The sequence below is a fragment of the Ruegeria sp. AE4 genome (genome assembly GCF_056542185.1).
The window spans coordinates 138,693-163,748 of sequence record NZ_JBQFZK010000006.1 but is presented as its reverse complement, the minus strand read 5'-3'; the positions used below and the strand labels follow the sequence as shown (position 1 = coordinate 163,748).

Here is a 25,056-nt window from a genome sequence, read left to right as displayed (position 1 = left end):
TCTACCAAAGCATCGAAAAACAAATGGGACGAGAAAAACTCAATCAACTCCTCGACCTGCTCGAAGAACTACAAGCCGTCAAAGTCTGACCGAACGCGCATTTGGCTGCGCGGGTCAGCATTGCCGCTTTTCTTTGAAAGACACAGGCTGGAGTTGCCTGGGCGTCGCACGCTCCCATCACAAAACGTTTTCCGTCTCAAGCTGAAAGCTCCCCAGCCTCCGAGCACAATGCACCTTCACGTTTGACGACGGACCACGTTCAGCCAAAAACCTCCAACTCCAGTAGAACATGGTGTCAAATCCATTTGGCCGCCGACGAACGAGGGCCTACCACGCGGGCCAAGTCAGTCATTTCAATCACATCCAAGAGCCACGACACCTTTTAAAAGCTGGCTCTTCCTGTTCAACAAAATACTGGATGTTGGATACAATATCCTCTATAGCTGCGCGTATCGACTGATTCAGGGAGGATCACATGCTCAAGAAACTCGCCGCACTGGCGGCCCTCACCACTATCACCACAACTCCTGCGATGGCGGACACGCTGGACGATGTCGTAGATCGCGGGACATTGCGCTGCGGTGTTGTGTTGGATTTTCCGCCAATTGGGTATCGCGACGCGAATAACGAACCGGCAGGCTTTGACGTCGAATACTGCAATGATCTGGCCGCCGCACTTGAAGTTGAGGCCGAAATCCTGCCGTTGACCTGGGCCGAACGCCTGCCAGTGATCGTCACCGGACGCGCAGACGTTGTGTTCGGAGCAACCTCGGACAGCCTTGAACGGGCGCGGACGGTAGGCTTTACCATTCCTTACGCCATCTATTATGCGCAGGGTGTCGTGAATGCCGAAAGCGGCATTGAGACCTTCGAGGATATCCGTGGCAAGCGCGTGGCCGCCGCGATCGGCACCGTGCCCGAGCAGGAATGGCTGAAGATCGCCGCCGAATGGGGCGAAGAAGGCAATTACCAGGGCTACCAGTCCGAGAATGAGGTTTTCCTGGCGGTGGCTCAGGGCAAGGCCGATATCGGCATTACCACAAACACTGCCGTGCTGCCGATTACCCAGCAATATGACACTGTTGTTGCCGGCCCTCGCATGCCATGGACCACCGACTACACTTCGGTTGTAGGCAAGCGCGAAGATGTCACCTGGCTGAACTTCCTGAACCTGTTCGTGACCCACCAGGTGCGTTCGGGCCGCTATCAGGAGCATTGGGGTAAATATGTCGGCGGCGAAGCGCCTGAGCTGCGCATTCCCGGCGTAATGTACTGACCCTTTCCTACTCCATGCTTTCGTCCGGCTATGGCCGGGCGAAAGGACCGGTAGATTGCTTGAGGAACACCCGTGTTCGACTATAACTTCCATTGGCGACCGGTGATGAAAAGCCTGCCGGACCTGCTTGAGGCGTCGCTGCTGACGATACAGGTTGCCGTGCTGGCAATGGTCCTTGGCATTATCATCGGACTTTGTCTGGCGCTGACGCGGCTGCACCTGAAAGGTCCGCTTTACTGGTTCGCCTCAGCCTGGGTCGAACTGGCGCGCAATACTCCGGCGCTGTTCCAGCTGTTCTTTTTCGGCTTCGGGCTTGGTGCCTTTGGCCTGCATCTGTCGCCGTACTTCATCGTGCTGGCCGGGCTGACATTCAATTGCGCCGGTTATCTGGCTGAAAACTTCCGTGGCGGCTTTCAGGCCGTCCCCGAGACACAGCTACGCGCGTCCCGATCGCTGGGCATGACAGCGTGGCAGGCTTACACACGCGTCGTGATCCCGCAGGTGTTTCGCATTGTCTATCATCCGATCACGAACCAGATGGTCTGGGCTGTTCTAATGTCGTCACTGGGTATGCTGGTCGGCTTCCGGGAATTGTCGGGCGAGACCCAGTTCTTTGCCTCGCGCACTTTCCGAATCTTTGAATATTTCGCCGTCACCGCGGTCATCTACTACGTGATTGTCAAAATCATCCTGCTTGCCTCGCGCCTGCTGGCGTCCCGGCTTTTCCGCTACTGAAGGAGGCACAGATGCAACCCACTGTCAGCTTTTTCAGCGGCTTCAACATCAACGATCTGTGGTTTCTGGGCGAAGCCGCGCTGCGAACGCTCTGGATTTCAGTGCTTTCGATTTCCATTGGAACGGTTTTTGGCGTGGTGTGCGGTTGGCTTCTGTACGAGGGCAAACTGGCAGCGACCCTGACGTTGGCTCCGGTTCTGGATATTTTCCGGTCGGTCCCTCTGATCATCCAGCTGGTGCTGTTTTACAACTTTGCACCTATTGTCGGGCTCAATCTGGACCCGTTTGCCTCGGGCGTGGTGATCCTGTCCATCTACACGGCAGCACTGGTTGCGAATGTGGCGCGCGGCGGGATTGAAGCCGTTGGTGATCCGATGCGCCGCGCCGCGCGCAGCCTGGGCATGACCTATTGGCAGGATCTGCGATATGTCGTCTTCCCGATCGGAGGGCGCGCGGTGTTCCCTGCATGGGTCGGGGTCGCGCTGGGTGTGATGAAAGACAGCGCGCTGGTCTCGGTTCTGGGCTATGTTGAACTGCTGAAAGCCAGCCAGATCCTGATCACCCGCACGCAGGAACCATTCCTGATCCTGACAATCGCTGGCGCGTTCTATTTCGCGCTCAGCTATCCGATTTCGCGGTATTCCGCGTCGCTAGAAAAAAGGTGGGCCCAATGATCGAAATTCGCGACCTGCACAAATATTTCGGATCGCTGCATGTGCTGAAAGGTATCGATCTGGATGTGCAGAAAGGAGAAGTTCTGTCGGTGATCGGTGCGTCAGGCTCCGGCAAATCGACCCTTCTCTATTGCATCAACGCGCTGGAACCGATCCAGCAGGGATCGGTCAGGGTTGATGGCATTGATGTTCATGCAAAAGGCACCGACATCAACAAGCTGCGCACAAAGCTGGGGATGGTGTTCCAGCAATGGAACAGCTTTCCGCATCTGACAGCACTGGAAAACGTTGCGTTGGCCCCGAAGATTGTCAAAGGCAAGTCGAGAGACGAGGCGCGTGACATTGCCGCAAAGCAGTTGACCCATGTAGGGTTGGGCGAAAAGCTGAACGTCTTCCCCTCGGCCTTATCGGGTGGTCAGCAGCAGCGTCTTGCCATTGCCCGCGCGCTGGCGATGGAGCCGGAATACATGCTGTTTGACGAAGCAACCTCGGCGCTGGATCCTGAACTGGTGGGCGAAGTTCTCGACACGATGCGGCTTTTGGCCGAAGAAGGGATGACGATGATTTGCGTCACGCATGAGATGGGTTTCGCTCGTGATGTATCAGACCGGGTTGCTTTTTTTCATCAGGGCGTGATGGAAGAGATCGGCCCGCCCGCCCAGATTTTTAACGAAGCCCAATCTGAACACACCCGCAAATTCCTGGCGAATGTGCGATAAAAGCCCCCGCCCCAAAACAATTAGGAAGGTTACCTTCATGTCCCAGAATATCTTCACCGGCACCATGCCAGCCCTGATGACCCCCTGCAAACCGGACCGGACACCGGATTTTGACGCGCTGGTGAAAAAGGGCAAGGAAATGATCGCAGCGGGTATGTCTGCCGTGGTCTATTGCGGCTCGATGGGCGACTGGCCTCTCTTGTCGGATGCCGAACGGATGGAAGGTGTCGAACGTCTGATCGCGGCCGGACTGCCCGTTGTCGTCGGCACAGGTGCGATAAATTCGAAATCCGCCGTGGCGCTTGCCGCGCATGCGCAAAAGGTTGGAGCGGCAGGGCTTATGGTGATCCCGCGTGTATTGTCGCGTGGATCGTCCATCGCGGCGCAGCGTAATCATTTCAAAGCGATCCTGTCGGCCGCACCTGATATTCCGGCAATCATCTATAACAGCCCGGTTTACGGCTTCGCGACGCGCGCCGATCTGTTCCTGGAATTGCGCGCAGATCATCCCAACCTGGTTGGGTTCAAGGAATTCGGTGGCAAAAGCGATCTGCGCTATGCGGCGGAACACATTACCTCGAAGGATGATCAGGTTACACTGATGGTTGGTGTGGACACCGAGGTCTACCATGGCTTCGTCAATTGCGGCGCCACCGGTTCGATCACAGGGATTGGCACTGCCCTGCCGAAAGAAGCACTGCTGCTGGCTGCCCTGTGCCAGAAAGCGGCGGCCGGTCATGCCGAAGCGCGCCTGCGCGCGCGGGAACTGGAAGAGGCCTTTGGTGTGCTGGCCAGCTTTGACGAGGGCACCGATCTGGTGCTGTATTACAAACACCTGCTGGTCCTGAACGGCGAAGAGGAATACCGTTTGCACTTCAACGAAACCGACGAGTTGACAGATGCCCAGCGCAACTATTGCGAACAGCAATACGACCTGTTCCGCACTTGGTTTACTGATTGGTTCGGCCAGGGCGGAGTCATTGCTGAATGCATGTGATTGACAGTCACACCGGGGGAATGCCTACGCGGGTGATCCTCGACGGCGGCCCCGATCTGGGGTCCGGCCCGCTGGCCGAGCGTGCACGACGCTTGGCCAGCGAGCATGAGGTGTTCTACAAATCCATCTTGCTGGAGCCGCGTGGGCAGCCCGGAATGGTGGGGGCGCTTCTGGTCGCGCCCGAAGATCCAGGGTGTGAGACCGGCGTGATCTATTTTGATGCGGATGCAGTTCTTGGCATGTGCGGTCATGGCACCATCGGTCTGGGCGTCACTCTGGCACATATGGGCAGAATCCGGCCGGGCACGCATCGGGTTGAAACTCCGGTCGGTGTCGTCTCGGTGGATTTACTGGACGCCAATACCGTACGCGTCACAAATGTCGAGAGCCGTCGCGTGCGGGCAGCAGTGCAGATTGAGGTTGGCGGCTATGGGTCGATAACCGGCGATCTTGCCTTTGGCGGAAATTGGTTCTTCATTGTTGATCCCAGCCCAATCCCGGTGAACCCGGGAAACATTCGGGCGATTACCGATCTGACCATCACCATACGCGAAGCCTGCATCGCACAGGGCGTGCATGGCGAAAACGGAGAACTGGTCGACCATGTGATCCTTCAGGATCAATCCCCCAACAAGGATGTTCACAGCCGCAACTTTGTACTGTGCCCGGACAATCAATATGACCGGTCGCCCTGCGGTACCGGCAGTTCGGCGCGCCTCGCCTGTCTGGCGGCAAACGGGGTGCTGGAAGCAGGGGAAGAGATTGTGCAGGAAAGCGTGATCGGCAGCCCCTACGTGCTGAGCTACCAACCCGGCCCGAACGGGGGTGTCATTCCCACCCTGACCGGGCAGGCGCATATCATGTCGGAAGGCAGGTTGGTTTTCGCGCCGAATGATCCGTTCCGTGATGGCATCGCGCTTTGAAGTCAAGGCCGGGGACAGACGCTGTCCGGTCCCCGACCCCGTACCACTATTTGAGAACCTGTAACCATGCAGCATGACACCAAGACGGACATAGTTGTGATCGGTGCTGGCATCATTGGCATCAGCGCTGCGCTAGCGTTGCAAAAGCGGGGAAGGCAGGTGCTGGTGCTGGACCGTGAAGGCGTTGCAGCCGGGGCGTCAAAGGGCAATGCCGGGGCCTTTGCCTTTACAGATATCGTGCCGCTTGCAACGCCTGGGATCATGCGCAAAGCGCCAAAATGGTTGCTTGATCCGTTGGGGCCTTTGTCGATCCCGCCCGTTTATGCGCTGAGTATTGCACCGTGGATGCTCCGGTTCTGGCGGGCCAGTTGGCGCGATCGTTATGCAGCCTCACTATCCGCACAAGCCGCGCTGATGAACCACAGCCGTGCGGCGCTGGAGCGTCAGATCGAGCATGTAGACGGCGAGGCGCTGATGCAGCGCGAAGGCCAGTTGCAGTTGTTCGAGAGTGAGGGCGAATTCCGTGCCAGTCTGCCCACCTGGAACTTGCGCAAGGACCATGGCATCCCGTTTGATCTTCTGGACAGCCCGGATGCTATTGCCGAAATTCAGCCCGGGCTGAACCGGCGATTTACCCATGCGGGTTTTACCTCGACATGGATGAATACCGTCGACCCTGCCCACTGGACCGAGCATCTGGCGGCACAGTTCATCGCGCGCGGTGGGCAGGTAAAGATCTCAGGGATCACGGCACTGAAACCAACCGATGACGGCGTGCGCCTTGACACGGACAACGGCGACATTTCGGCAGGTCAGGTGATTGTTGCCGCCGGAGCCTGGTCACACCAACTGGCCAAGACCCTGGGGGATCATATCCCGCTTGAGACCGAGCGGGGTTATAACACGACCCTTCCCGAAGGCGCTTTTGACCTGCGCACTCATCTGACCTTTGGGGGGCATGGGTTTGTGGTAACCCGGATCAACGGCGGCGTGCGCATCGGCGGTGCAGTCGAACTGGGTGGATTGAAGCTGGCCCCGAATTACCGGCGCGCTGACACGTTGCTGGCCAAGGCCGGGCGCTTCATGCCAGACCTGAACCTGGAAGGCGGCACGCAATGGATGGGCTTTCGCCCTTCACTGCCTGACAGCCTGCCAGTGATTGACCGATCTTCGCGCGCACCACAGGTACTTTATGCCTTTGGCCATGGTCATCTGGGGCTGACCCAATCCGCAGGCACGGCCGAACTGGTGGCCGATCTGGTCACTGACGCCAAGCCGGTGCTCGATATGTCACCTTTCGCATCCACACGCTTCTAATCTGGAGAACACCTTATGAAAATCACCGGGCTGAACGTATATCAGGTGAATCTGCCGCTGAAAGAAGGCCGCTATAGCTGGTCCAACGGCAATTTTGTCGAAGTGTTTGACAGCACCGTTTTGGAAATCATCACGGATGAAGGGTTGAAAGGCTATGCCGAATGCTGCCCGCTTGGCTCGGCCTATCTGCCGTCTTTCGCGCTCGGCGTCCGGGCCGGGCTGGCAGAGCTGGCCCCGCATTTGATCGGGCAGGACCCACTGAATATCGGTCAGATCAACCGCACGATGGATGCGGCCTTGCGGGGTCATCCTTATGCCAAGGCCCCGGTGGATATTGCCTGCTGGGATCTGCTGGGCAAGGCCACGGAACAGCCGCTTTACACCTTGCTGGGGGGCGCGGCGCAGGACGATGTGGTGCTTTATCGCGCGATCAGTCAGGAAGCACCCGAGATCATGGCCAAAAAGATCGAAGGCTATGCCGCCGAAGGCTACACCAAGTTTCAGCTCAAGGTGGGTGGCGAGGCCAATGACGACATCGACCGTATCCACGCCACCCGCGCCGTTCTGAAAAAGTCGGACCTGCTTGTAGCAGACGCCAATACCGGCTGGACCCGGCACGAGGCCGCACGCGTGGTGGGCGCGATTTCGGGTCTGGATGTCTATGTGGAACAGCCTTGCCTGACCTATGAGGAATGCGTGTCGATCCGCCGCCGCACCGCGTTGCCCTTCGTGATGGACGAGGTGATCGACACTCCCAACACGCTGGTCCGCGGCATTGCCGAAGACGCGATGGATGTGATCAACCTGAAGATCTCGAAAGTCGGAGGGTTGACCAAAGCCCGTCTTATGCGTGACCTCTGCGTGGCGCACGGCATCCCCATGACGATCGAAGACACCTGGGGCGGTGACATCACCACGGCGGCCATCGCACATCTGGCCCGTTCAACGCCGTCCGAGTTCACATTCTCTGCCACGGATTTCAACTCTTACGGCACGGTGGACATTGCCGAGGGTGCGCCAAAGCGTGTCAACGGCCGGATGACCGCACCCGCCCATCCGGGTCTGGGCGTTACACCGATTTTTGACGCTCTGGGCGAGCCTGTCGCACAATATTGAGAGATCCGATGCGGAGCAGCAAAACCGTTCATATCATTTCAGCCCATGCAGAAGGCGAAGTAGGGGATGTTATCGTTGGGGGCGTCGCCCCGCCACCGGGCGACACCTTGTGGGAACAGCGCAGCTTTGTCGCGGGCGACCAGACGCTGCGCAACTTCGTTCTGAACGAACCCCGAGGCGGTGTTTTCCGTCATGTCAATCTTCTGGTGCCCCCAAAACACCCCAAGGCCGACGCGGCCTTTATCATTATGGAACCCGAAGACACACCGCCGATGTCAGGTTCGAACTCAATCTGTGTTTCAACCGTATTGCTGGATGGCGGGATCATTCCGATGCAGGAACCCGAAACTCATATGGTGCTTGAGGCCCCGGGCGGGCTGGTTCATGTCCGGGCAGAATGCAGCGGTGGCAAAGCGCAACGCATTTTCGTGCAGAACCTGCCCAGCTTTGCCGACAAACTGTCCGTCCCGCTTGAGGTGCCCGGATTGGATACGATCATGGTTGATACTGCTTATGGGGGTGACAGTTTTGTCGTGGTCGATGCAAAGGCATTGGGATTCGAAATTGTCGAACATGAGGCCCGTGACATTGCCCGATTGGGGGTGAAGATTACCAATGCAGCCAATGAACAGCTTGGGTTTTCGCATCCTGAAAACCCGGATTGGGACCATATCTCATTCTGTGCTTTCTGCGGCCCGCTGAGCCAGACCAAAACCGGATTGACCGGAAAATCTGCCGTGGCGATCCAGCCCGGCAAGGTTGATCGGTCGCCTACGGGTACAGCGGTTTCCGCACGCATGGCGCTGATGGCTGCAAAAGGGTTGATGTCGCCGGGTCAGACATTCGAGGCAGTCTCGATCATCGGATCACGGTTCACCGGTCGGATTGTCGATACCACCGAAGTGGCGGGCCGTGCCGCGATTGTCCCCGAAATCAGTGGGCGCGGCTGGATCACCGGCATTCACCAACACATGCTTGACCCGGATGACCCCTGGCCTGGCGGGTATCGCTTGTCGGACACCTGGGGTGTCTGACTAAACAGTGCATTGGCCGTGCCCACTCTCAGGGACAGGCAGTTACAGAAGGTTCCATTCGCTCTTGGTCTTACCGTGTTGTCTCAGCAGGGTTGAATCAACATGGATATTGGATGCATTATCAAACGGAGTGTCCTTAATCAGCTTTCTGGGTGGCCGAGTCGCGGCTTAACTTGGAATAACGCCGGTAACCGGTAGCTGTACCCAAACAAGTGGCAGGAAAGATATGGCAGGAAAGCGCGCGATAACCAAGCAAAGCCTACCAGATGTCATCGCGAACGATCTTCGTGAACGTATTCTGAACGGTGAACTTGCCGAAGGTGAAGCTATTCGCCAGGAAGCTCTGGCTGAGGAATACGACGTATCGCGGATGCCCATCCGCGAAGCCCTAAAGCGTCTGAACGCTGAAGGTCTGATTCAATGGGCCAATAATCGGGGCGGATCAGTCACCAAACACTCGCTGAACGAAATCGGAGAAATATTCGACCTTCGAATGCTTATTGAAGTCGATCTTTTCCGCAGAGCCATTCCGCAGATGACATCTGCCGACTTCGCACGATGCAACGAGATATTGACACAGATGGAAGCGTCTTATGACGAGAATGACGTCGGGAAGTGGGGGATCCTGAACTATCAATATCACTCCGCCCTCTACGCGGCGTCACAGAGGAAACTGACAAATGAATTGCTGGATCGCGTCAATCTGCAATCTGACCGCTATGTCCGAATGCATCTGAGCGTGATGAAACAGCGGGAACCGGCGAAAAAAGAGCATCGAGAACTGTTGAAACTGGCGCAAACAGGGAACGTTGACGAAGCCTGTGACATGCTGATGCGGCACATCCGACGAACAAAGGAACAGTTGCTGGAAATGATCGTAGCAAAACGCGCCATGGAGGAGACCTAACAGGGCGCTTGATTGTCTCTCTTAATTGGATACATTATCCATAGCTTCAGAATCGTAAATATGGAACCTTCATGACCTGCTCCCCCCATGGCAAGCACCTCATCGCTGGAAATTGGCTTTCAGGTGACACGTTTTTTCAGTCACAGCCCGCTTTTGGACCGTCACACAGTTTTTCGGTGGGGCGCCTTCAGGATGTTGACGCGGCTGCGGAAGCTGCCGAAGAAGCGTTCTGGAGCTATGGTTTGTCGACCCGGGAAGACCGCGCGGCATTTCTGAATGCCATCGCAGATGAGATCGAAGCCCGCGCCGAGGCGATTACTGCAATCGGAACGCAGGAAACCGGCCTGCCCGAGGCCCGTCTGCAAGGAGAGCGGGGTCGCACATCGGGCCAACTTCGCTTGTTTGCCACACATATTCTGAGTGGTGAGTATCTGGATCGGCGCCACGACGGCCCGTTGCCAGACCGCTCGCCGCTGCCGCGCCCGGATCTGAAAATGATCCAGCGCCCAATTGGCCCTGTCGCCGTATTCGGTGCTTCGAATTTCCCTTTGGCCTTCTCAACCGCAGGCGGCGACACCGCTGCCGCCTTGGCTGCTGGGTGCCCCGTTGTCGTAAAAGGGCACAGCGCCCACCCGGGCACTGGTGAGATCATAGCCGAGGCTATACATGCTGCCATCGAACGCTGCAAAATTAATCCCGGTGTCTTCAGTCTTATTCAGGGGGGTGACCGGACCGTGGGTTCCGCTTTGGTACAGCACCCGCTGATCAGGGCTGTCGGGTTCACTGGCTCATTGGCTGGTGGTCGGGCACTGTTCGATCTATGTGCCGCACGTCCTGAGCCAATCCCGTTTTTCGGTGAACTTGGCTCGGTCAACCCGATGTTCATTCTCGATGCTGCGCTGACGAACCGGGGCGACAACATTGCTCAGAACTGGGCGGGGTCGCTGACCATGGGCGCAGGTCAGTTCTGTACCAACCCCGGGGTCGCCGTTATGCTGGCGGGTGCAGCAGCGGACCGCTTCGCTGAGACCGCGCGAACCGCCCTGTCAAAGACACCCGCGCAGACCATGCTAACCGACGGCATCGCCGACGCTTATCGAGCTGGTCAGGCAAGGATCGCCAATACAACAGGTGTGCAGGAGGTTCTGACCTCGATGTGTGGCCAACGCACCGCGTCCCCGCACCTGTATCGCACCAATGCTGTGAACTGGCTGGCAAACGAAACCCTTGGTGAAGAGGTTTTTGGCCCGCTAGGCGTTATTGTGACCGCCGAAACGCCTGACGAAATGCAGGCCGTCGCACACAGCCTGCAAGGTCAGCTGACCTGTACACTGCATATGGATGATGCGGACATGGACACCGCGCGTTCCCTGATGCCGATCCTCGAGCGCAAGGCCGGGCGTGTGCTGGCCAATGGCTTTCCCACGGGCGTCGAGGTCTGCGACAGCATGGTGCATGGCGGCCCCTACCCCGCTTCGACCAATTTCGGTGCTACCTCGGTTGGCACATTGTCAATCCGGCGGTTCCTGAGACCAGTGTGTTACCAAAACATGCCAGACGCTTTGTTACCCGAACAATTCCTCTGATCCTTCAACAACACGCTGCAAAAGCATCAAGGCTCATCGCGAGAAAAGCGATGAGCCACGTGCCCTATGCGCGAATTTGACGGGTGCTGCGCTTTGGCCTGTTCAGTTGCTTTGCTAAACACCTGCCAGTTAGCCCCACTTACGACTCTCTTTTCCATTGGTGTTAGCATGTTGTTCATACCTACTGACCATGGCGGAGACCATCGCCCACATATCCGTAAGTGTTTAAGCTGGTAAACGCGGATTAAAAAACAACTTGCTACAAATACACACCATAATGCATAAATATTGCTAGCATTTTAGAGCATTTGAATAAGAATAACACATTTCTGGGGGCAAAAATCGAGCTTGGCGCGCTTCGCGCTTACTTAGACCCGTGGGGGGAAGGGGCTCTGGTTTGACTTGGTTAAAGATTGTGTTGGTTGTATTTGTTGTTGCGCTCATGCCAGCGCAAGCCCTTGCCAACATCGGGACAGTTATCAGCGCCAAGCAAGGCGCTCAGATCATTCGCGCCGGAAACGCACAGCCTGTCATTTCAGGAATGGATGTGGTGTCGGGCGATACGATTTCTACAGACCACAGCGGTTTGGTGCAGATCGTATTTGTGGATGAAACCAAAATTGCCGTAGGCCCCAATGCGCATATGGTTTTGGATGTGACCATGCTGCGCGGCAACCGAAAGGCCAAAAGCTTTGCCGTGCAGGCCTTGGGCGGCAGCTTTCGATTCATTTCAGGCAAAAGCAGAAAAAGAGCCTATTCGATCAAGACCCCGACAGCGACAATGGCAGTTCGTGGCACAACCTTCGATATGTGGGTCGTATCACAAACCCAAAGCGCAATGCTTGTCCTGCACGGAACTGTTCAAATGTGCAGTGCACAAGGGTCTTGCAGGTCCACAGGCCGCGTGTGCAGCATGTATGCCACCGGTGGAGGCGGAACAGTCGGGCGGCCCGCTGATCAGGCACAGTACGATCAAGCACTGAAAGAGGGATTCCCATTTATTCAGTCGCAGGAAGGCCTTCTGCCTCCTTTGCAGGTACGGGTTGAGGGATGTTCTGGCGAAGGCGCGCCCGTGCAGCAGGCCAAAGTCGACAGGGCCGATTTTCGCAGAACTGCGCCCCAGCCGCGCCCAGTCAGCGTCGCAGCGCCGCCAGCACCTCCGTCAAACCCAGAGCCAGAAGTAGAACCAGAACCGGAGCTGGAAGAACCAGAACCAGAACCAGAACCGGAGCCAGAAGAACCGGAACCGGAACCGGAAGAGCCTGATCCGGAAGAGCCTGAACCGGAACCCGAAGAACCTGATCGAGAGGAACCAGGTCAGGAAGATCCAGAGCAGCAAGAATCAAATAGTGAGCTGTTCCGGTAGCGATGTCGAAAAAGCGGAAATGGACTCACTTGTCCGGGGAACGACATGAGCGACGAAAAGCGCAAAACCAGGACAGGGAAATGGGCGTTCCGCCTTGTCGGATTGTGTCTGATCCTGGTGGGTTGTTTCATCCGAGTCATGGATCCTTATCCTGTGCGAATGACCCGTCTGATCTATTTCGACGTTCTGCAAAGGTCGTCTCCGCGAGAGTTCAATCCTGACCTCCCCATCCGGGTTGTAGATATCGACGAAGCCTCTCTGGCCAATTGGGGGCAATGGCCCTGGCCCCGAACACTGGTGGCGCAGATGGTTCAAAATCTGGGTGAATACGGTGCTGCGGCCATCGCGTTTGATATGTTGTTCGCTGAACCTGACCGGTTTTCGCCCTCGCGTCTTCTGAACGATCCATCTTTGGCAGGGGTCCTCACAGTGGAACGCCACGCTCAGAAGCTCGATAACGATGTCTTGCTTGGGATGGAAATCGCCTATTGGCCAGTCGTTCTTGGGACTGCCGCACGATTGTCGGCGGAAGGAAACCCCATCACTGCAAAAGCAGGTATCATTGAGTTCGGGGAAAATCCCGCCGCGGGTCTAATTTCAGTTCCTCATTGGACGCCAATCGCGCCCCCTTTGGACCGGACCGCTGCGGGTATTGGTGGGGTCAACGTCTCGCCCATCGGCGGAACCGGTATCATGCGCCGTGTGCCGGTTCTTTGGCGCGGGCCGGACGGGCTGTTGCCGGGTCTGTCAATTGAAGCCCTGAGAGTTGCCTTGGGTGAAACCAATATCGTAGCCGAAGGTGCGCAGGACGAAACAGGCATCATGTTGGCGGTTGAGGTCGGGGGATACCGTATACCAACGACAGAAAACGGCGAGATTTGGCTGAGATACCGGCGGGATGCGCCCGAACTGTACATCTCGGCCAGCGATATCCTCAAAAGCTCGGATGATGCGGATGTTCGGGCGGAAGTTGAGGGGCGGATCATCCTGATCGGAACGTCGGCCGCCGGTTTATTCGATATGCATCAGACAGCGCTTGGAGAGAGCGTTCCCGGCGTTTCAATTCATGCTCAGGTGCTGGAACAGGTCCTGACCAACGAAATGCTAAGCCGTTCGGACGTGACCGCAGCGCAGGAAATGCTTGCCTTCGCCTTTCTCGGGCTTGTCGTGATTGCCGTCATGTCCAGTTTTGGTGCGGTTGCATCTTTCATTGCAGGCGGTGTCGCCGCTGCCGCCGTTCTGATATTGAGTTGGCTGGTCTTTCAAAACCAGTCGGTTTTGTTCGACGCCACATTTCCGCTTATCGGTGGCATGGCCAATTTCGGGCTGCTGGCAGGGTATCTTTTCCTGTCCAGCGAACGGGAAAAGCGCAAAATCCGGAAAGTCTTCTCTCATTACGTCGCCCCGGAAATCCTTGATGAGATGGAAGCCACCGGGCATCAGCTGCAATTGGGAGGCGAGACGCAGGATATCACAGTGATGTTTTCCGACATCCGGGGTTTCACACCTCTGTCTGAATCCGCATCTGCCACCGAGCTAGTCTCACTGCTGAATGCGCTTTTTTCCAGTATCGGCGATCAGATACTGGCTGAACGAGGAACCATCGACAAGTTTATCGGCGACGCTGTTATGGCGTTCTGGAACGCGCCTTTGCCTGTCGCTGACCACCCGTGCCGGGCTTCATTAGCCGCGCTGAAAATGCGGCGCGCTTTGGCAGAGTTCAATGCATCCGACATCATGCAAAACCGCCCCCCTATCGCGCTGGCAACGGGACTTGCCACAGGGCAGGCCTGCGTCGGCAACATCGGCTCGCAGAAACGGTTCAACTACACGGTTATCGGTGACGTCGTGAATGTCTCAGCACGGATCGAACAATGCTGTCGAACAGTCGACTATGACATCGTCGTTTCCAACGGCGTCCATGAAATCACGCATGGGGATCTGGCCATGTTAGAGGCCGGGCATGTTGATCTGAAAGGCAAAGCCAACCCGGAACCCGTCTTTGTTTTGGTGGGCGATCAGGCCCTGTTGCAAACAGCGGCATTCCAGGATCTCAGGGCTGCACATGCAGAGCTGATTTTGGCGATCACCAATCGACACCCGAACAGCCTGGTCAAGACCTTGTGCCAACAGTGCGAAGAACTGGCTGAAGACATCGAGCCCGGCTTGCGTCAGTTCTACAGGGTGCTGCCCGGTCGTGCCGCTGACTTCCGGTCGAACCTACCATCCGGGCAATTCATGTTCACACGCCACAATCTTGGTTAACCAGCCACGTTTTCCGGCGTTTGCCCTCTTTGGGTCACGCTCACACCGGAACAAACTGATGCAGAACGGGTCGAAAACTGCCGTTACTGTAGTCTCTGCCCGTCATTTCCGAAGTAATATGCACGGTTGGGATCAAACCCGAATTGTACATCGTCACCCGGAGCAATTGCATGCTGGCCAAACAAACGAACTGTAATTGGCACGTTACTGGTTTGCAGAATGACATTGGTATCACCGCCCAACTGCTCAACATGCGAAACGGTGCCGGCGATCGGTCCGCCGCTTTCCAGGCGGATGTCCTCCGGGCGCAACCCCAGTTCGCGCGCATCGCCCGGGGTCAGGTTGTCCGCAGGCAGAAAATTCATGGACGGTGAACCAAGAAAGCCCGCGACAAAGCGGTTTGCCGGGTTGTTGTACAGCTCCATCGGGCTGCCGACCTGTTCCACCCGTCCGTCGCGCAGCACCACAATCTTGTCGGCCAGTGTCATCGCTTCTGTCTGATCGTGCGTGACATAAATCATCGAGGCCGAGAGTTGCCTGTGCAGATTTGCGATCTCGATCCGGGTGTTCATGCGCAAAGCAGCATCAAGATTGGAGAGCGGTTCGTCGAACAGGAACAGCTTGGGTTGGCGCACGATGGCGCGACCGATGGCAACACGCTGGCGCTGCCCCCCCGACAGTTCGGATGGGTAGCGGTCAAGATAGGGCTCCAACCCCAGCATCCGGCTCGCCTCCGCGACCCGCTCGTCGATCACGGCTTTCGGCTGGCGTTCCTGTTTCAGGGCAAGGGTTAGGTTGCCGCGTACATTCAGGTGCGGATAAAGCGCGTAGCTCTGGAACACCATGGCGATGCCACGTTTCGAGGGCGGGGTCAGATTGACCTGCTCGCCAGCAATTCTGATCTCACCCGATGTGGCATCTTCAAGCCCTGCAATAACGCGCAGAAGAGTGGACTTGCCGCATCCGGAGGGGCCGACAAAAACCACAAACTCGCCGTCCTCAACCTCAAGATTGATGTCCTTCAGGACCTCTACATTGCCAAAGGATTTGTGAATGTTTTTCAGTGAAAGGGCGGTCATTGGCGGGTCTCCTCAAGAGAAACGGGTTGGCCAGTGCGGATGCTTTGATCAGCGGCCAGGCAGATGGCAAGGGATTGTACGGCGTCGGACATATGGCGGGTCAGGTCGATATCCTCGGCGATGGCGCGCAGCATATAGGCTTGTTCAGCATCGCACAGTTCCTGATGGCCGGGCTCATCAGGCATGTCGATAATCCTGTCGCCCTGCGGCGTGTGAACCAGAAGGCCACCAACCTTGGTGTGACCATCGATGTCCGCTGACGCGCCCTTGTTTCCGTCGGTGATCGAAACAGACCCGTTGGGTGACACGATGTCCTTCACGAAAAACGCGGTTTCGGACATCATCGGACCCCAACCAGCCTCGTACCACCCGACCGAACCGTCGTCGAACACGACCTGAAACTGGCCGTAATTGTACATGTCAGGCGCGATTTCATCCGACAGGCGCAGACCCATGCCATGAACGCGAAGGGGGTTTGCATCGGTGATCTGGCACATCACATCGACATAATGCACACCGCAATCCACGATGGGCGACGTGGTCTGCATCAGGGCCTTGTGCGTCTCCCACTCAGGGCCCGAGGATTGTTGATTCAGGTTCAGACGGAACACATAGGGGCCACCCAGAGTGCGAGCCTCGGCGATCAGACGCATCCAGGATGGGTGGTGGCGCAGGATGTAGCCCACGACCAGCTTACGGTTCAGACGCGCCGCTGTTTCGACCACACGCCGCGCATCGGCAACGTTGGTGGCGAGCGGTTTTTCGACAAACACATGCGCACCCGCCTCCATCGCGGCGCAGGCGTAATCCGCGTGACTGTCCGAATAGGTCGCAACCACAACCAGATCCGGTTTGGTTTCGGTCAGAGCGGCTTCAAAACTTGAATACACCGAATAGCGCGTCAGATCAGGGTGATCCACGCGGCCGGATCGGTTCACCAGCCCGACAATCTGTGCGTCCGGGTGGTGGTGATGTGCCAGCGCATGGCTCAGCCCCATATTTCCAAGGCCTGCGATCAGGACGCGGGTCATTTCACCGCTCCTGACGTGATGCCGCGGATAAGCTGTCGCGAGAAGATCACATAGAGGATCAGCACCGGCAGGATCGCCATTGAAAGGGCTGACAAGACCGCATTCCAGTCTGTCACAAACTGACCGATGAAGACCTGGCTGCCCAGCGTCAGTGTCTTGGTCTCTTCCGCAGGGGCGAGGATCAGCGGGAACCATAGATCGTTCCAGATCGGGATCATGTTGAACACGGCAACCGTTGCCATTGCCGGACGCACCAGCGGCAACACAAGCCGAAAGAAGATTGTGTATTCGCTTAGCCCGTCAATGCGGCCCGCATTCTTGAGGTCGTCACTCACCTGTTTCATGAACTCGCTGAGGATGAACACCGCCAAGGGCAGGCCCTGCGCCGTATAGACAAGGATCAGCGCCCACAGGGTGTTCACCAGCCCGGTCGCCACCATCATTTCCAGGATGGCCACAGTGCCGATGCGGATCGGGATCATGATTCCAAGCGCCAGGTACAGACCCATAAGCATGTTGCCCTTGAACCGGTACTCACTCAGCGCATAAGCCGCCATTGCGCCAAACAGCAGGACCAAAGTCAGGGATGCAACGGTCACAATCAGAGAGTTTTGGAAATAAAGGAAGAAATCCCCCTGTTTCATCACTGTCTGATACCCGATCATCGAAAAACTGTCGGCATCGGGCAGCGCCAGCGGTTCGCGAAAGATCGCCTTGCGGGTCTTGAAGCTGTTGATCAGGATCACGAAAACCGGAAACAGTGCGATCAGCGTATAGAAGATCAGTGCACCATGCATCGCGAAGGTGTTTAGCGGGTTGGAGCGGGCCTTGTTCATGTCATCTGCTCCTTACAGCTGGTACCGGCGCATCCGGGTCTGGATGCCGAAAAGGTAGACACAGACACCCAGCAGGATGATTGCAAACATCGCACCAGCGATGGCCGAACCCATATGCGGATCACCCAATTGCAGCTGGAAGCCAAAGAATGTGCGATACATGAAGGTGCCAAGAATATCGGTCGAGAAGTCAGGCCCCGCCAGAGCGCCCTGTGCAGCATAGATCAGATCGAAGGCGTTGAAATTGCCGACAAATGTCAGAATTGAGATGATCCCGATCGAGGGCAGGATCAGCGGCAGCTTGATTTTCCAAAAGGCACTTGTACCGGTGATGCCATCCACTTCCCCGGCTTCCAGGATTTCCTCGGGAATCGACAGCAAGGCCGCGTAGATCAACATCATCGGGATGCCAACGAACTGCCAGACCGAAATCAACGCCAGTGTGGTCAGGGCATATTCCTCCTTCCCCAACCACGGGGCAAAGAGGGATTTCAACCCAACCGCGTCCAGCATCGAAGGCGCGATGCCCCAGATGGGCGACAAGATCAGTTTCCATGCAAACCCGACAATCACAAAACTGAGGATTGTCGGAATGAAGATCGCCGACCGATAGAGCACCGCAAATCGCAGGCGCGGATGACTGAGAAGCGCGGCCAGCGCGATGCCGATGGGGTTCTGCACCAGCATATGGATCAGAAAGAACCAGAAATTGTTGCCCAGCGCATTCCAGAACTGTTCCGACCAAATCGGATCGAAGAACAGCGTTTGAAAGTTCTGCAGTCCAACAAATATGCGGCTCTGGTCGACTTCAGAGTAAAGGGCCAGACGGAGCGTGTTGAACAGGGGAAAGATCATCACCGCTGTGTAGACAAGCACGGCTGGTGCCAGAAACACGACGATATGCCAGCGGATGCGGGGGCGGGTCATGGGGAGCGCTTTCGATGGAATGCCGGGCGTACCCGGGCAACTCATGCTGCCCGGGTATGGTTCAGCTTACTGATGTGGTGCGTACCACGAGGCGAGGCCCGCCTGTAGTTCTGCACCCAGCTCTTCGGGCGACTTGGCACCTTTGATCGCGGCAACGGATGCACCCCAGGTCTCGTTCTCGAGGTTTGGTGTGCCGCGCGACAGGATTTGATAGGTCGAGCGGATAGTCGATTCACATTCTTCACGCCAGCCGACGATTTCCTTGGCCAGCGGGTCCTGCAACTCGACCGGAGTGCTCGACAGCGGGAAGAAGCCGGGAAGAGCGTTGCCGAAGATTTCAGCAAACTCGGGGCTTGCGACCCAGGTCAGGAATGTTTCAGCGGCCTCAGGATTCTTTGTGGCCGCGTTCATGCCGATGCCAATATCCGTGTGGTCCGAGATATAGCAGGTGTCACCTGCGTTCTGAACCGGCGGCTTGAAAGCGCCCATTTCGAAATCGGCTTGTGCGTTGAAGCCGGAAATCTCCCATGATCCCGCAGGATAGATGGCTGCGCGGCCCAAAGTGAAGATGTTCTGGCTGTCGGGATAGGTCTGTGCTTCGTACCCGTCACCCAGATACGCACCCCAGCGGGCCAGCGTTGCATAAGGGGCTGTCCAGGCTTCATCGGTCAGCTTCTGTTCACCTGCGATCAACGCCTGACGACCTTCTTCACCCTTCCAGTAGTTCGGCCCGATGTTATTGTAACCCATCGTGGCAGCTTCCCATTGGTCGTTGGTACCCATCGCCATTGGGATGTAAGTGCCGTCTTCCTTGATCTTGTCCAAAGCGGCAAAGAACTCGTCTTCTGTGGTCGGCACTTCGAGGCCCAACTCGGCAAAAGCGTCCTTGTTGTAGATGAAGCCGTGAATAACCGATGCCATCGGCACGCAGAAGCTGGCCGAACCGTCATCCGTCTGCCAGGCAGACTTTGCAACGTCCGAGAAGTTGTTCATCGCCTCGACCGAGGACAGATCGGTCAGGTGACCGGCCTCATAAAGCGCCAGCGAAGCATCGAAGGGGCGGCAGGTAATCAGGTCACCGGCAGACCCCGCATCAAGTTTCGAGTTCAAAACCGCGTTGTATTCTGCCGGGGCAGACGGCGTGAACTGGACTTTGATGCCAGGATGCTTTGCTTCAAAGGCCGGGATGATCTGGTCCTGCCACAGTGTCAGGTCATCGTTACGCCAGCTTTCGATAGTCAGCGTGACGTCCTCGGCATAGGCGGCAGAGGCTAACAGCGTCCCACCAAGCAAGGCCAGTTTCAGGCTATTACGTTTCATTGTACTCTCCCATTTGGTTTGCAGTTATTTATCAGGTGTCAGTGCCGCGCTCAGAACTCCGCCCGTTTCTTTCAGGCGCACATTGGCTGCCGCCAGTGAAACGCCGCGAGCGGCGATGAGAATGGCGGATTTGGTGTCTCCTTGCGCTTCAGCCAAGGCGTTTTGGGCGGTGCCTGCATCAACTCCGGCGATCCGGGCGACGATGCCGGTCGCACGCGCCCGCAGCTTTGCGTTGTCTGCTCGCAGGTTGACCATCATGCCCTCGTGAACATGACCCAACTTGATTGCCATAAGGCTGGACAGCATGTTCAGCGCGATTTTCTGGGCTGTACCGGCGCCCATTCGGGTTGAGCCTGAAATCAGTTCAGGCGGGGTGGCAAGCAGAATCGCGTGATCGCATTGCGCCAACAGCGGGCTGCCCGGGTTGTTGGCTATCCCGATCGTGCTGGCACCCGCAGCACGCGCAAGTCGCGCGGCCTCAAGTGTATAGGGGGTGGTGCCACTGGCAGAGACAGCAATGACCGTGTCGCTGCGCATAAGCCCGGCCAGCCCTTCGACCAGCCCGTCGGTGTCATCCTCGGTTCCACCGGGCATATGCGCGGATTGCGGCAACCCTCCGGCCATCAGGATATGGACTTGGTTTTCGTCGATGCCGAAAGTACCGCCCAGTTCCATTGCATCAGCCGCAGCCATCAGCCCCGAAGACCCCGCCGCCGCGTAATACAATGAACCACCTGATGCCAGACTGCGGGCCATGGCGTCGGCACCGTCGCAAATCGCACGCAGGGCACCCTGCGGGGCACCGGCCGCTTCCTGCTGACCCCTGGACAGGGCCAGCGCCGCCTCTTCCAGCGGTCGGTTACCCAAATCGTATGCGTCCGGGTGGAGTTGTTCGGTGATGTGTGGCAGCACGTGTTTCTCCTCGTTGCCAGAAAGCATACCTATACAATACCATTTGTCCACTAATTTTTTTTCAGCCGCTATTGGCCTTATAATTCAACGTATTTTCGATCTTTCCGCCCTTATTGGATTTACTTTGGCATTTACAGTTCAACATAGGCATTATATAGGTATCATCATGCTTAGTTCGAAAAACAACCCTATCATCGCAGCAGACGGCGGCGGAACGAACTGTCGGATCGCCTATGACGATGGCCAGCAGCGACTGGTGGTCGAGGTTGGCCCCGCCAACGTCGCCAGCGATTATGACGGCGCGATTGTACGGCTGAAAGACGGCCTGAAGATGCTTGCGACCAAGCTCAGTGTTCAGCCCGAGACCCTGAAGCCGATACCGGCGTATTTTGGACTTGCGGGAGTTACAGGTGATCAGATCGCCCAGCGGGTGGCGGCGGATTTGCCGTTGGACAGTATACTGGTCGAGGATGATCGCCACCCTGCGCTGGCGGGTGCGCATCAAGCAACCGACGGTGCAATCGCCCATTGCGGAACGGGTTCGTTTCTGGCCCTGCAATCGCAAGCCGGCCGACGCTTTGCCGGTGGCTGGGGCTCTGTTCTGGGGGATGAGGCCTCTGCTCAGTGGATTGGGCGCAGAGCGCTTTCCGTTACGCTGGATGCATGGGACGGGCTGGTGCCAAAATCCAACCTGACTGAGGGCTTGCTGAACGCATTTGGCAGTACAAGCGGTATTGTCGCTTTCGCGGCCGCGGCACGACCACATGAATTCGGCCAGATCGCGCGACAGGTGACAGCGGCAGCGAGGTCAGGGGACGAACGGGCGGTTTCGCTTATGCACGAAGGTGCTGCGCATCTTTTGCAAGCACTGGAAGCAATGGGCTGGACCCCGGCCATGCCATTATGCCTGACCGGGGGTATTGGCCCTCACTATGAGGCGTATCTGCCGGATCGTGCGCGTGGCGCAGTAACAGAGCCCAATGGTGCGCCTATCGACGGGGCCATCGCGTTGGCCCGGGCTTTCCAAGTGGAGCATTCGGCATGAACGCGGCATCTTTTCTGGCTTCTGACGACTGGCTCGAGAACGGCGGCGGGCCGCGCTATGTCCGGCTGCGCCAGCGGCTGGAAGAAGGCATCGACGCTGGAGTCCTTCCCCCGAATTCCTCATTACCGCCCGAGCGCGAGATCGCCGAGATCACCGGCCTGTCCAGGGTCACCGTGCGCAAGGCCATTCAGGAACTGGTGAAACAGGGCGCAATCGTACAGCGGCAGGGTTCCGGGTCTTTCGTACGGAACGCCGCGCCGAAATTGGAACAATCGCTTTCGCATCTGACGTCTTTCAGTGAGGACATGCGCCTGCGCGGTATGGAATCAACCTCCAAGTGGTTGGAACGGGGCGTTTTTCTACCATCACCCGAGGAAACGGCGGTGCTCGGGCTGCCCGCTGACGGACAGGTGGCCCGCATTTGCCGCCTGCGAGAGGCTGGCGGGCGCCCCATGGCAGTCGAACGTGCCTCGTTGCCATTGGACATTCTGCCAAACCCGCTTGCCGTGCGCGACTCACTCTATGATCTTCTGGAAGAAAACGGCTGCCGACCTGTTCGCGCCATCCAGAAGATTTCCGCCGTTAATCTTGAGGCTGAAGATGCAGCTCTGCTTGGTGTCGCCGAAGGCGCGGCGGGGTTAAGCATCCAGCGGATTTCCCATCTGGAAGGCGGGCGCGTCGCCGAGTTCACAAAATCCAACTATCGCGGCGATGCCTATGACTTTGTGGCTGAGCTGCGACTTACTCCATGATCTGCGATTCTGATGGAAAGGCTGCCCCGATGACCCCGAAAACGACCCTGATGCGTCAGGAAATCGAAGAGATCCCTGTTGCCGTCGAGCGATTGCTCAGCAATGGCGGAGATGCCCTGAGCACAGCCGCGGACGTCGCCCGGAACGGCGGGCTGAAGTTCATGATTTCGGCGGCGCGCGGCTCTTCCGACCACGCCTGTACTTTTCTGAAATACGCAAGCGAATTGCTTCTTGGCTTGCCTATGGCATCCGTCGGCCCATCGGTCGCGTCAGTGTATGGCGCTGACCTGCATGTGGCCGGGGCGCTTTGCCTTTCTGTTTCACAATCAGGAAAAAGCCCGGATATCGTGCAGCTTACGAAAAATGCCCGAAAGGCCGGGGCCAGCACCGTAGCAATCACAAATGACCCATCTTCCCCCCTTGCACTGGCGGCTGAGGCGGCTTTGCCGCTGCACGCAGGCCCCGAGCTTAGTGTAGCGGCGACAAAGACATTCGTGACCTCGCTGGTTGCCGGGCTTTGGCTACTGGCGGAACTGAAAGGCGACAAAGATCTTCTGGCTGCGCTGCGTGGCCTGCCAAAGCACCTTGATGCCGCCACACGGTGTGACTGGGGCAAAGCGGCGGCTGCCGTCACCCAAAGCTCGCTTTATACGCTTGGTCGCGGACCAAGCGTAGCGATCTCGAACGAGGCCGCGCTGAAATTCAAGGAAACCTGCCAGATCCATGCCGAAAGTTATTCCTCGGCCGAGGTGCTGCATGGCCCTGTCTCGATCGTGGAAGGCGGATTTCCGGTTATTGCCTTTGCCGCCAATGATCCCGCAGAGCCGCTGTTGGCCGAGGTTGCCGACACGCTCGCGGCCAAAGGGGCACAGGTATTTGCCACCAGCCCAATGGTCACAAAGGCCGAGGTGCTGCCTCATGTCCGCACGGATCATTGGCTGACGGACCCGGTGGCAGCTATCGTGTCCTTTTATTCAATGGTCGAGCAGGTCGCAGTACAGCGCGGGATCAACCCGGATGCGCCACGTCACCTGCGGAAAGTGACGGAAACGGTATGAGCGGCCAGGCGACCATCTACCACGGCGGGCTTGTTTATGACGGCACCAGTTTGCATGACGGTGCCGCGCTGCGGCTGGAGGCTGGCCGCATCACCGATATTGGCGTTGACGTGAAGACAAGCGCTGGCAAGCTTGTCGATCTGCAAGGCGATATTCTGGCCCCCGGCTATGTTGACCTGCAAGTGAATGGCGGTGGCGGAGTGATGTTCAACGCCGCCCCGTCTGTCGATACACTGGCACGCATCGCCAAGGCGCACCGGACGCTTGGGGCAACCTCGATCCTTCCCACCCTGATCACGGATACCGCAGCCAAGACCCGCGCCGCCATCGAAGCGGCCAAGGCGGCGGTAGCTGCGGGTATTGCGGGGATCGCTGGCCTGCATCTTGAGGGACCACATCTTTCGGTGGCTCGGAAAGGTGCCCATGATGCAGCCCTGATCCGCCCCATGGATGACGAGGACCTGACAACGCTTGTCGCGGCAGCACAAGCGCTACCCGCATTGATGCTGACGGTTGCGCCAGAAAACGTGTCAATTGCGCAGGTGAAAGCGCTGGTCTCAGCAGGTGCCATTGTTTCGCTGGGCCACAGTGATGCGGATTTTGATACCTGCCTTTCTTATGCTGAGGCCGGTGCGTCCTGCGTCACGCATCTGTTCAACGCCATGAGTCAACTGGGCAATCGATCTCCCGGGCTTGTCGGGGCGGTTCTGGCCGCGGGTCGATTAAACGCCGGGCTAATCGCCGACGGTATTCACGTTCACCCTGAAGCCATGCGCACAGCCTGGGCCGCCAAGCGGGGCCCAGGCCGGATATTTCTAGTCAGCGATGCGATGGCGCCGGCTGGCACGGACCAGCGCATGTTCGAACTGGAAGGCCGCCGCATTTCCCGCAAAGACGGGCGTTTGACACTGTCTGATGGTACTTTGGCGGGGGCCGATCTGGACTTGACCACAGCGTTGCGTGTCCTGACCATGCAAGCAGAAGTTCCACTGGAAGACGCATTGGCATCCGCGACGCGTATACCCGCCGAAGTGATGGGATTGTCCGACGCGGGGCGGTTAACCATAGGAAAACAATGCCCGCTGATCCGCATTGCCAGAGATCTGAGCAACGTAGACGTGCTGGTTTGAACCAGCACTCCAAACGTTTTTTGCGTTACTCAGAACCAGTGTCATAAGACC

At 57.5% G+C, this 25,056-nt stretch carries 24 protein-coding genes; 18 read left to right on the top strand and 6 right to left on the bottom strand.

Translation table 11 applies throughout. From position 1 onward, the window contains the following. From ACR0EK_RS10850 to ACR0EK_RS10785, 14 genes are all read left to right on the top strand, one after another. Positions 1 to 246, top strand: a 246-nt coding sequence (locus tag ACR0EK_RS10850; protein ID WP_480911421.1) for a hypothetical protein, incomplete at its 5' end; no start/stop codon positions are given. 229 nt (positions 247 to 475) lie between these two features. After that, the gene (locus ACR0EK_RS10845; RefSeq protein ID WP_480899666.1) at positions 476 to 1,276 is read left to right on the top strand and encodes a transporter substrate-binding domain-containing protein; all 801 of its coding nucleotides are present in this window, start codon (positions 476 to 478) and stop codon (positions 1,274 to 1,276) included. Positions 1,277 to 1,348: 72 nt separating this feature from the next. Further along, the gene (locus tag ACR0EK_RS10840; protein WP_209507537.1) at positions 1,349 to 2,011 is read left to right on the top strand and encodes an amino acid ABC transporter permease; all 663 of its coding nucleotides are present in this window, start codon (positions 1,349 to 1,351) and stop codon (positions 2,009 to 2,011) included. Between the two features lie 11 nt (positions 2,012 to 2,022). Continuing rightward, positions 2,023 to 2,685, top strand: a complete 663-nt coding sequence (locus tag ACR0EK_RS10835; RefSeq protein WP_480483377.1) for an amino acid ABC transporter permease — start codon at positions 2,023 to 2,025, stop codon at positions 2,683 to 2,685. After that, positions 2,682 to 3,404: an amino acid ABC transporter ATP-binding protein gene (locus tag ACR0EK_RS10830; protein ID WP_480483379.1), complete on the top strand. Its 723-nt coding sequence runs from the start codon at positions 2,682 to 2,684 to the stop codon at positions 3,402 to 3,404. Before ACR0EK_RS10835 ends, ACR0EK_RS10830 begins: the two co-directional genes overlap by 4 nt. Before the next feature lie 37 nt (positions 3,405 to 3,441). Continuing rightward, a complete protein-coding gene (locus tag ACR0EK_RS10825) occupies positions 3,442 to 4,401 on the top strand; it encodes a dihydrodipicolinate synthase family protein (protein ID WP_480483381.1) in 960 nt (319 codons plus the stop codon). Continuing rightward, positions 4,392 to 5,324 carry a 4-hydroxyproline epimerase gene (locus ACR0EK_RS10820; protein ID WP_480899668.1) on the top strand — a complete coding sequence of 311 codons (933 nt, stop codon included), beginning with the start codon at positions 4,392 to 4,394 and terminating at the stop codon, positions 5,322 to 5,324. The genes ACR0EK_RS10825 and ACR0EK_RS10820 overlap by 10 nt, the downstream gene beginning before the upstream one ends. Positions 5,325 to 5,390: 66 nt before the next feature. Continuing rightward, positions 5,391 to 6,641, top strand: coding sequence for an NAD(P)/FAD-dependent oxidoreductase (locus tag ACR0EK_RS10815; protein ID WP_480773794.1), 1,251 nt, complete (start codon positions 5,391 to 5,393; stop codon positions 6,639 to 6,641). Positions 6,642 to 6,656: 15 nt separating this feature from the next. After that, positions 6,657 to 7,757: a cis-3-hydroxy-L-proline dehydratase gene (locus ACR0EK_RS10810; protein WP_480507655.1), complete on the top strand. Its 1,101-nt coding sequence runs from the start codon at positions 6,657 to 6,659 to the stop codon at positions 7,755 to 7,757. Between the two features lie 8 nt (positions 7,758 to 7,765). Further along, a complete protein-coding gene (locus ACR0EK_RS10805; RefSeq protein WP_480899672.1) occupies positions 7,766 to 8,791 on the top strand; it encodes a trans-3-hydroxy-L-proline dehydratase in 1,026 nt (341 codons plus the stop codon). Positions 8,792 to 9,017: 226 nt separating this feature from the next. Then, positions 9,018 to 9,698 (top strand): GntR family transcriptional regulator, encoded by a 681-nt coding sequence (locus ACR0EK_RS10800; RefSeq protein ID WP_480914247.1) that lies wholly within the window; start codon positions 9,018 to 9,020, stop codon positions 9,696 to 9,698. Positions 9,699 to 9,769: 71 nt separating this feature from the next. Then, the gene (locus tag ACR0EK_RS10795; protein WP_480967801.1) at positions 9,770 to 11,284 is read left to right on the top strand and encodes an aldehyde dehydrogenase (NADP(+)); all 1,515 of its coding nucleotides are present in this window, start codon (positions 9,770 to 9,772) and stop codon (positions 11,282 to 11,284) included. A 397-nt stretch (positions 11,285 to 11,681) separates the two neighbouring features. Further along, positions 11,682 to 12,650, top strand: coding sequence for a FecR family protein (locus ACR0EK_RS10790; protein ID WP_480832935.1), 969 nt, complete (start codon positions 11,682 to 11,684; stop codon positions 12,648 to 12,650). Between the two features lie 45 nt (positions 12,651 to 12,695). Beyond that, a complete protein-coding gene (locus ACR0EK_RS10785) occupies positions 12,696 to 14,915 on the top strand; it encodes a CHASE2 domain-containing protein (RefSeq protein ID WP_480899678.1) in 2,220 nt (739 codons plus the stop codon). An 83-nt stretch (positions 14,916 to 14,998) separates the two neighbouring features. Here ACR0EK_RS10785 and ACR0EK_RS10780 read toward each other — a convergent pair whose 3' ends face one another. The 6 genes from ACR0EK_RS10780 to ACR0EK_RS10755 form a co-directional block, all read right to left on the bottom strand. Next, positions 14,999 to 15,994: an ABC transporter ATP-binding protein gene (locus tag ACR0EK_RS10780; RefSeq protein WP_480483400.1), complete on the bottom strand. Its 996-nt coding sequence runs from the start codon at positions 15,992 to 15,994 to the stop codon at positions 14,999 to 15,001. Continuing rightward, positions 15,991 to 17,025 (bottom strand): Gfo/Idh/MocA family protein, encoded by a 1,035-nt coding sequence (locus ACR0EK_RS10775; RefSeq protein WP_480899680.1) that lies wholly within the window; start codon positions 17,023 to 17,025, stop codon positions 15,991 to 15,993. Before ACR0EK_RS10775 ends, ACR0EK_RS10780 begins: the two co-directional genes overlap by 4 nt. Further along, complete coding sequence (locus ACR0EK_RS10770; protein ID WP_267366204.1) at positions 17,022 to 17,861, bottom strand: carbohydrate ABC transporter permease; 840 nt, start codon at positions 17,859 to 17,861, stop codon at positions 17,022 to 17,024. The genes ACR0EK_RS10775 and ACR0EK_RS10770 overlap by 4 nt, the downstream gene beginning before the upstream one ends. A gap of 12 nt (positions 17,862 to 17,873) precedes the next feature. Continuing rightward, a complete protein-coding gene (locus tag ACR0EK_RS10765) occupies positions 17,874 to 18,788 on the bottom strand; it encodes a carbohydrate ABC transporter permease (RefSeq protein ID WP_209597484.1) in 915 nt (304 codons plus the stop codon). A gap of 66 nt (positions 18,789 to 18,854) precedes the next feature. Further along, the gene (locus ACR0EK_RS10760) at positions 18,855 to 20,108 is read right to left on the bottom strand and encodes an ABC transporter substrate-binding protein (protein WP_267366202.1); all 1,254 of its coding nucleotides are present in this window, start codon (positions 20,106 to 20,108) and stop codon (positions 18,855 to 18,857) included. Between the two features lie 24 nt (positions 20,109 to 20,132). Then, positions 20,133 to 21,020 (bottom strand): N-acetylmuramic acid 6-phosphate etherase, encoded by an 888-nt coding sequence (locus ACR0EK_RS10755; protein WP_480483407.1) that lies wholly within the window; start codon positions 21,018 to 21,020, stop codon positions 20,133 to 20,135. A 166-nt stretch (positions 21,021 to 21,186) separates the two neighbouring features. On the opposite strand from ACR0EK_RS10755, the gene ACR0EK_RS10750 reads away from it, so the two are divergent. The 4 genes from ACR0EK_RS10750 to nagA are packed head-to-tail and all read left to right on the top strand — an operon-like array spanning position 21,187 to position 25,005. Next, positions 21,187 to 22,065 (top strand): glucosamine kinase nucleotide-binding domain-containing protein, encoded by an 879-nt coding sequence (locus tag ACR0EK_RS10750; RefSeq protein WP_480483409.1) that lies wholly within the window; start codon positions 21,187 to 21,189, stop codon positions 22,063 to 22,065. Further along, positions 22,062 to 22,817 carry a GntR family transcriptional regulator gene (locus tag ACR0EK_RS10745; protein WP_209507520.1) on the top strand — a complete coding sequence of 252 codons (756 nt, stop codon included), beginning with the start codon at positions 22,062 to 22,064 and terminating at the stop codon, positions 22,815 to 22,817. Before ACR0EK_RS10750 ends, ACR0EK_RS10745 begins: the two co-directional genes overlap by 4 nt. Before the next feature lie 29 nt (positions 22,818 to 22,846). Beyond that, positions 22,847 to 23,875 carry an SIS domain-containing protein gene (locus tag ACR0EK_RS10740; RefSeq protein WP_480483411.1) on the top strand — a complete coding sequence of 343 codons (1,029 nt, stop codon included), beginning with the start codon at positions 22,847 to 22,849 and terminating at the stop codon, positions 23,873 to 23,875. Further along, positions 23,872 to 25,005 (top strand): N-acetylglucosamine-6-phosphate deacetylase, encoded by a 1,134-nt coding sequence (gene nagA, locus ACR0EK_RS10735; protein WP_480967800.1) that lies wholly within the window; start codon positions 23,872 to 23,874, stop codon positions 25,003 to 25,005. The genes ACR0EK_RS10740 and nagA overlap by 4 nt, the downstream gene beginning before the upstream one ends. The last annotated feature ends 51 nt before the right edge of the window (positions 25,006 to 25,056 follow it).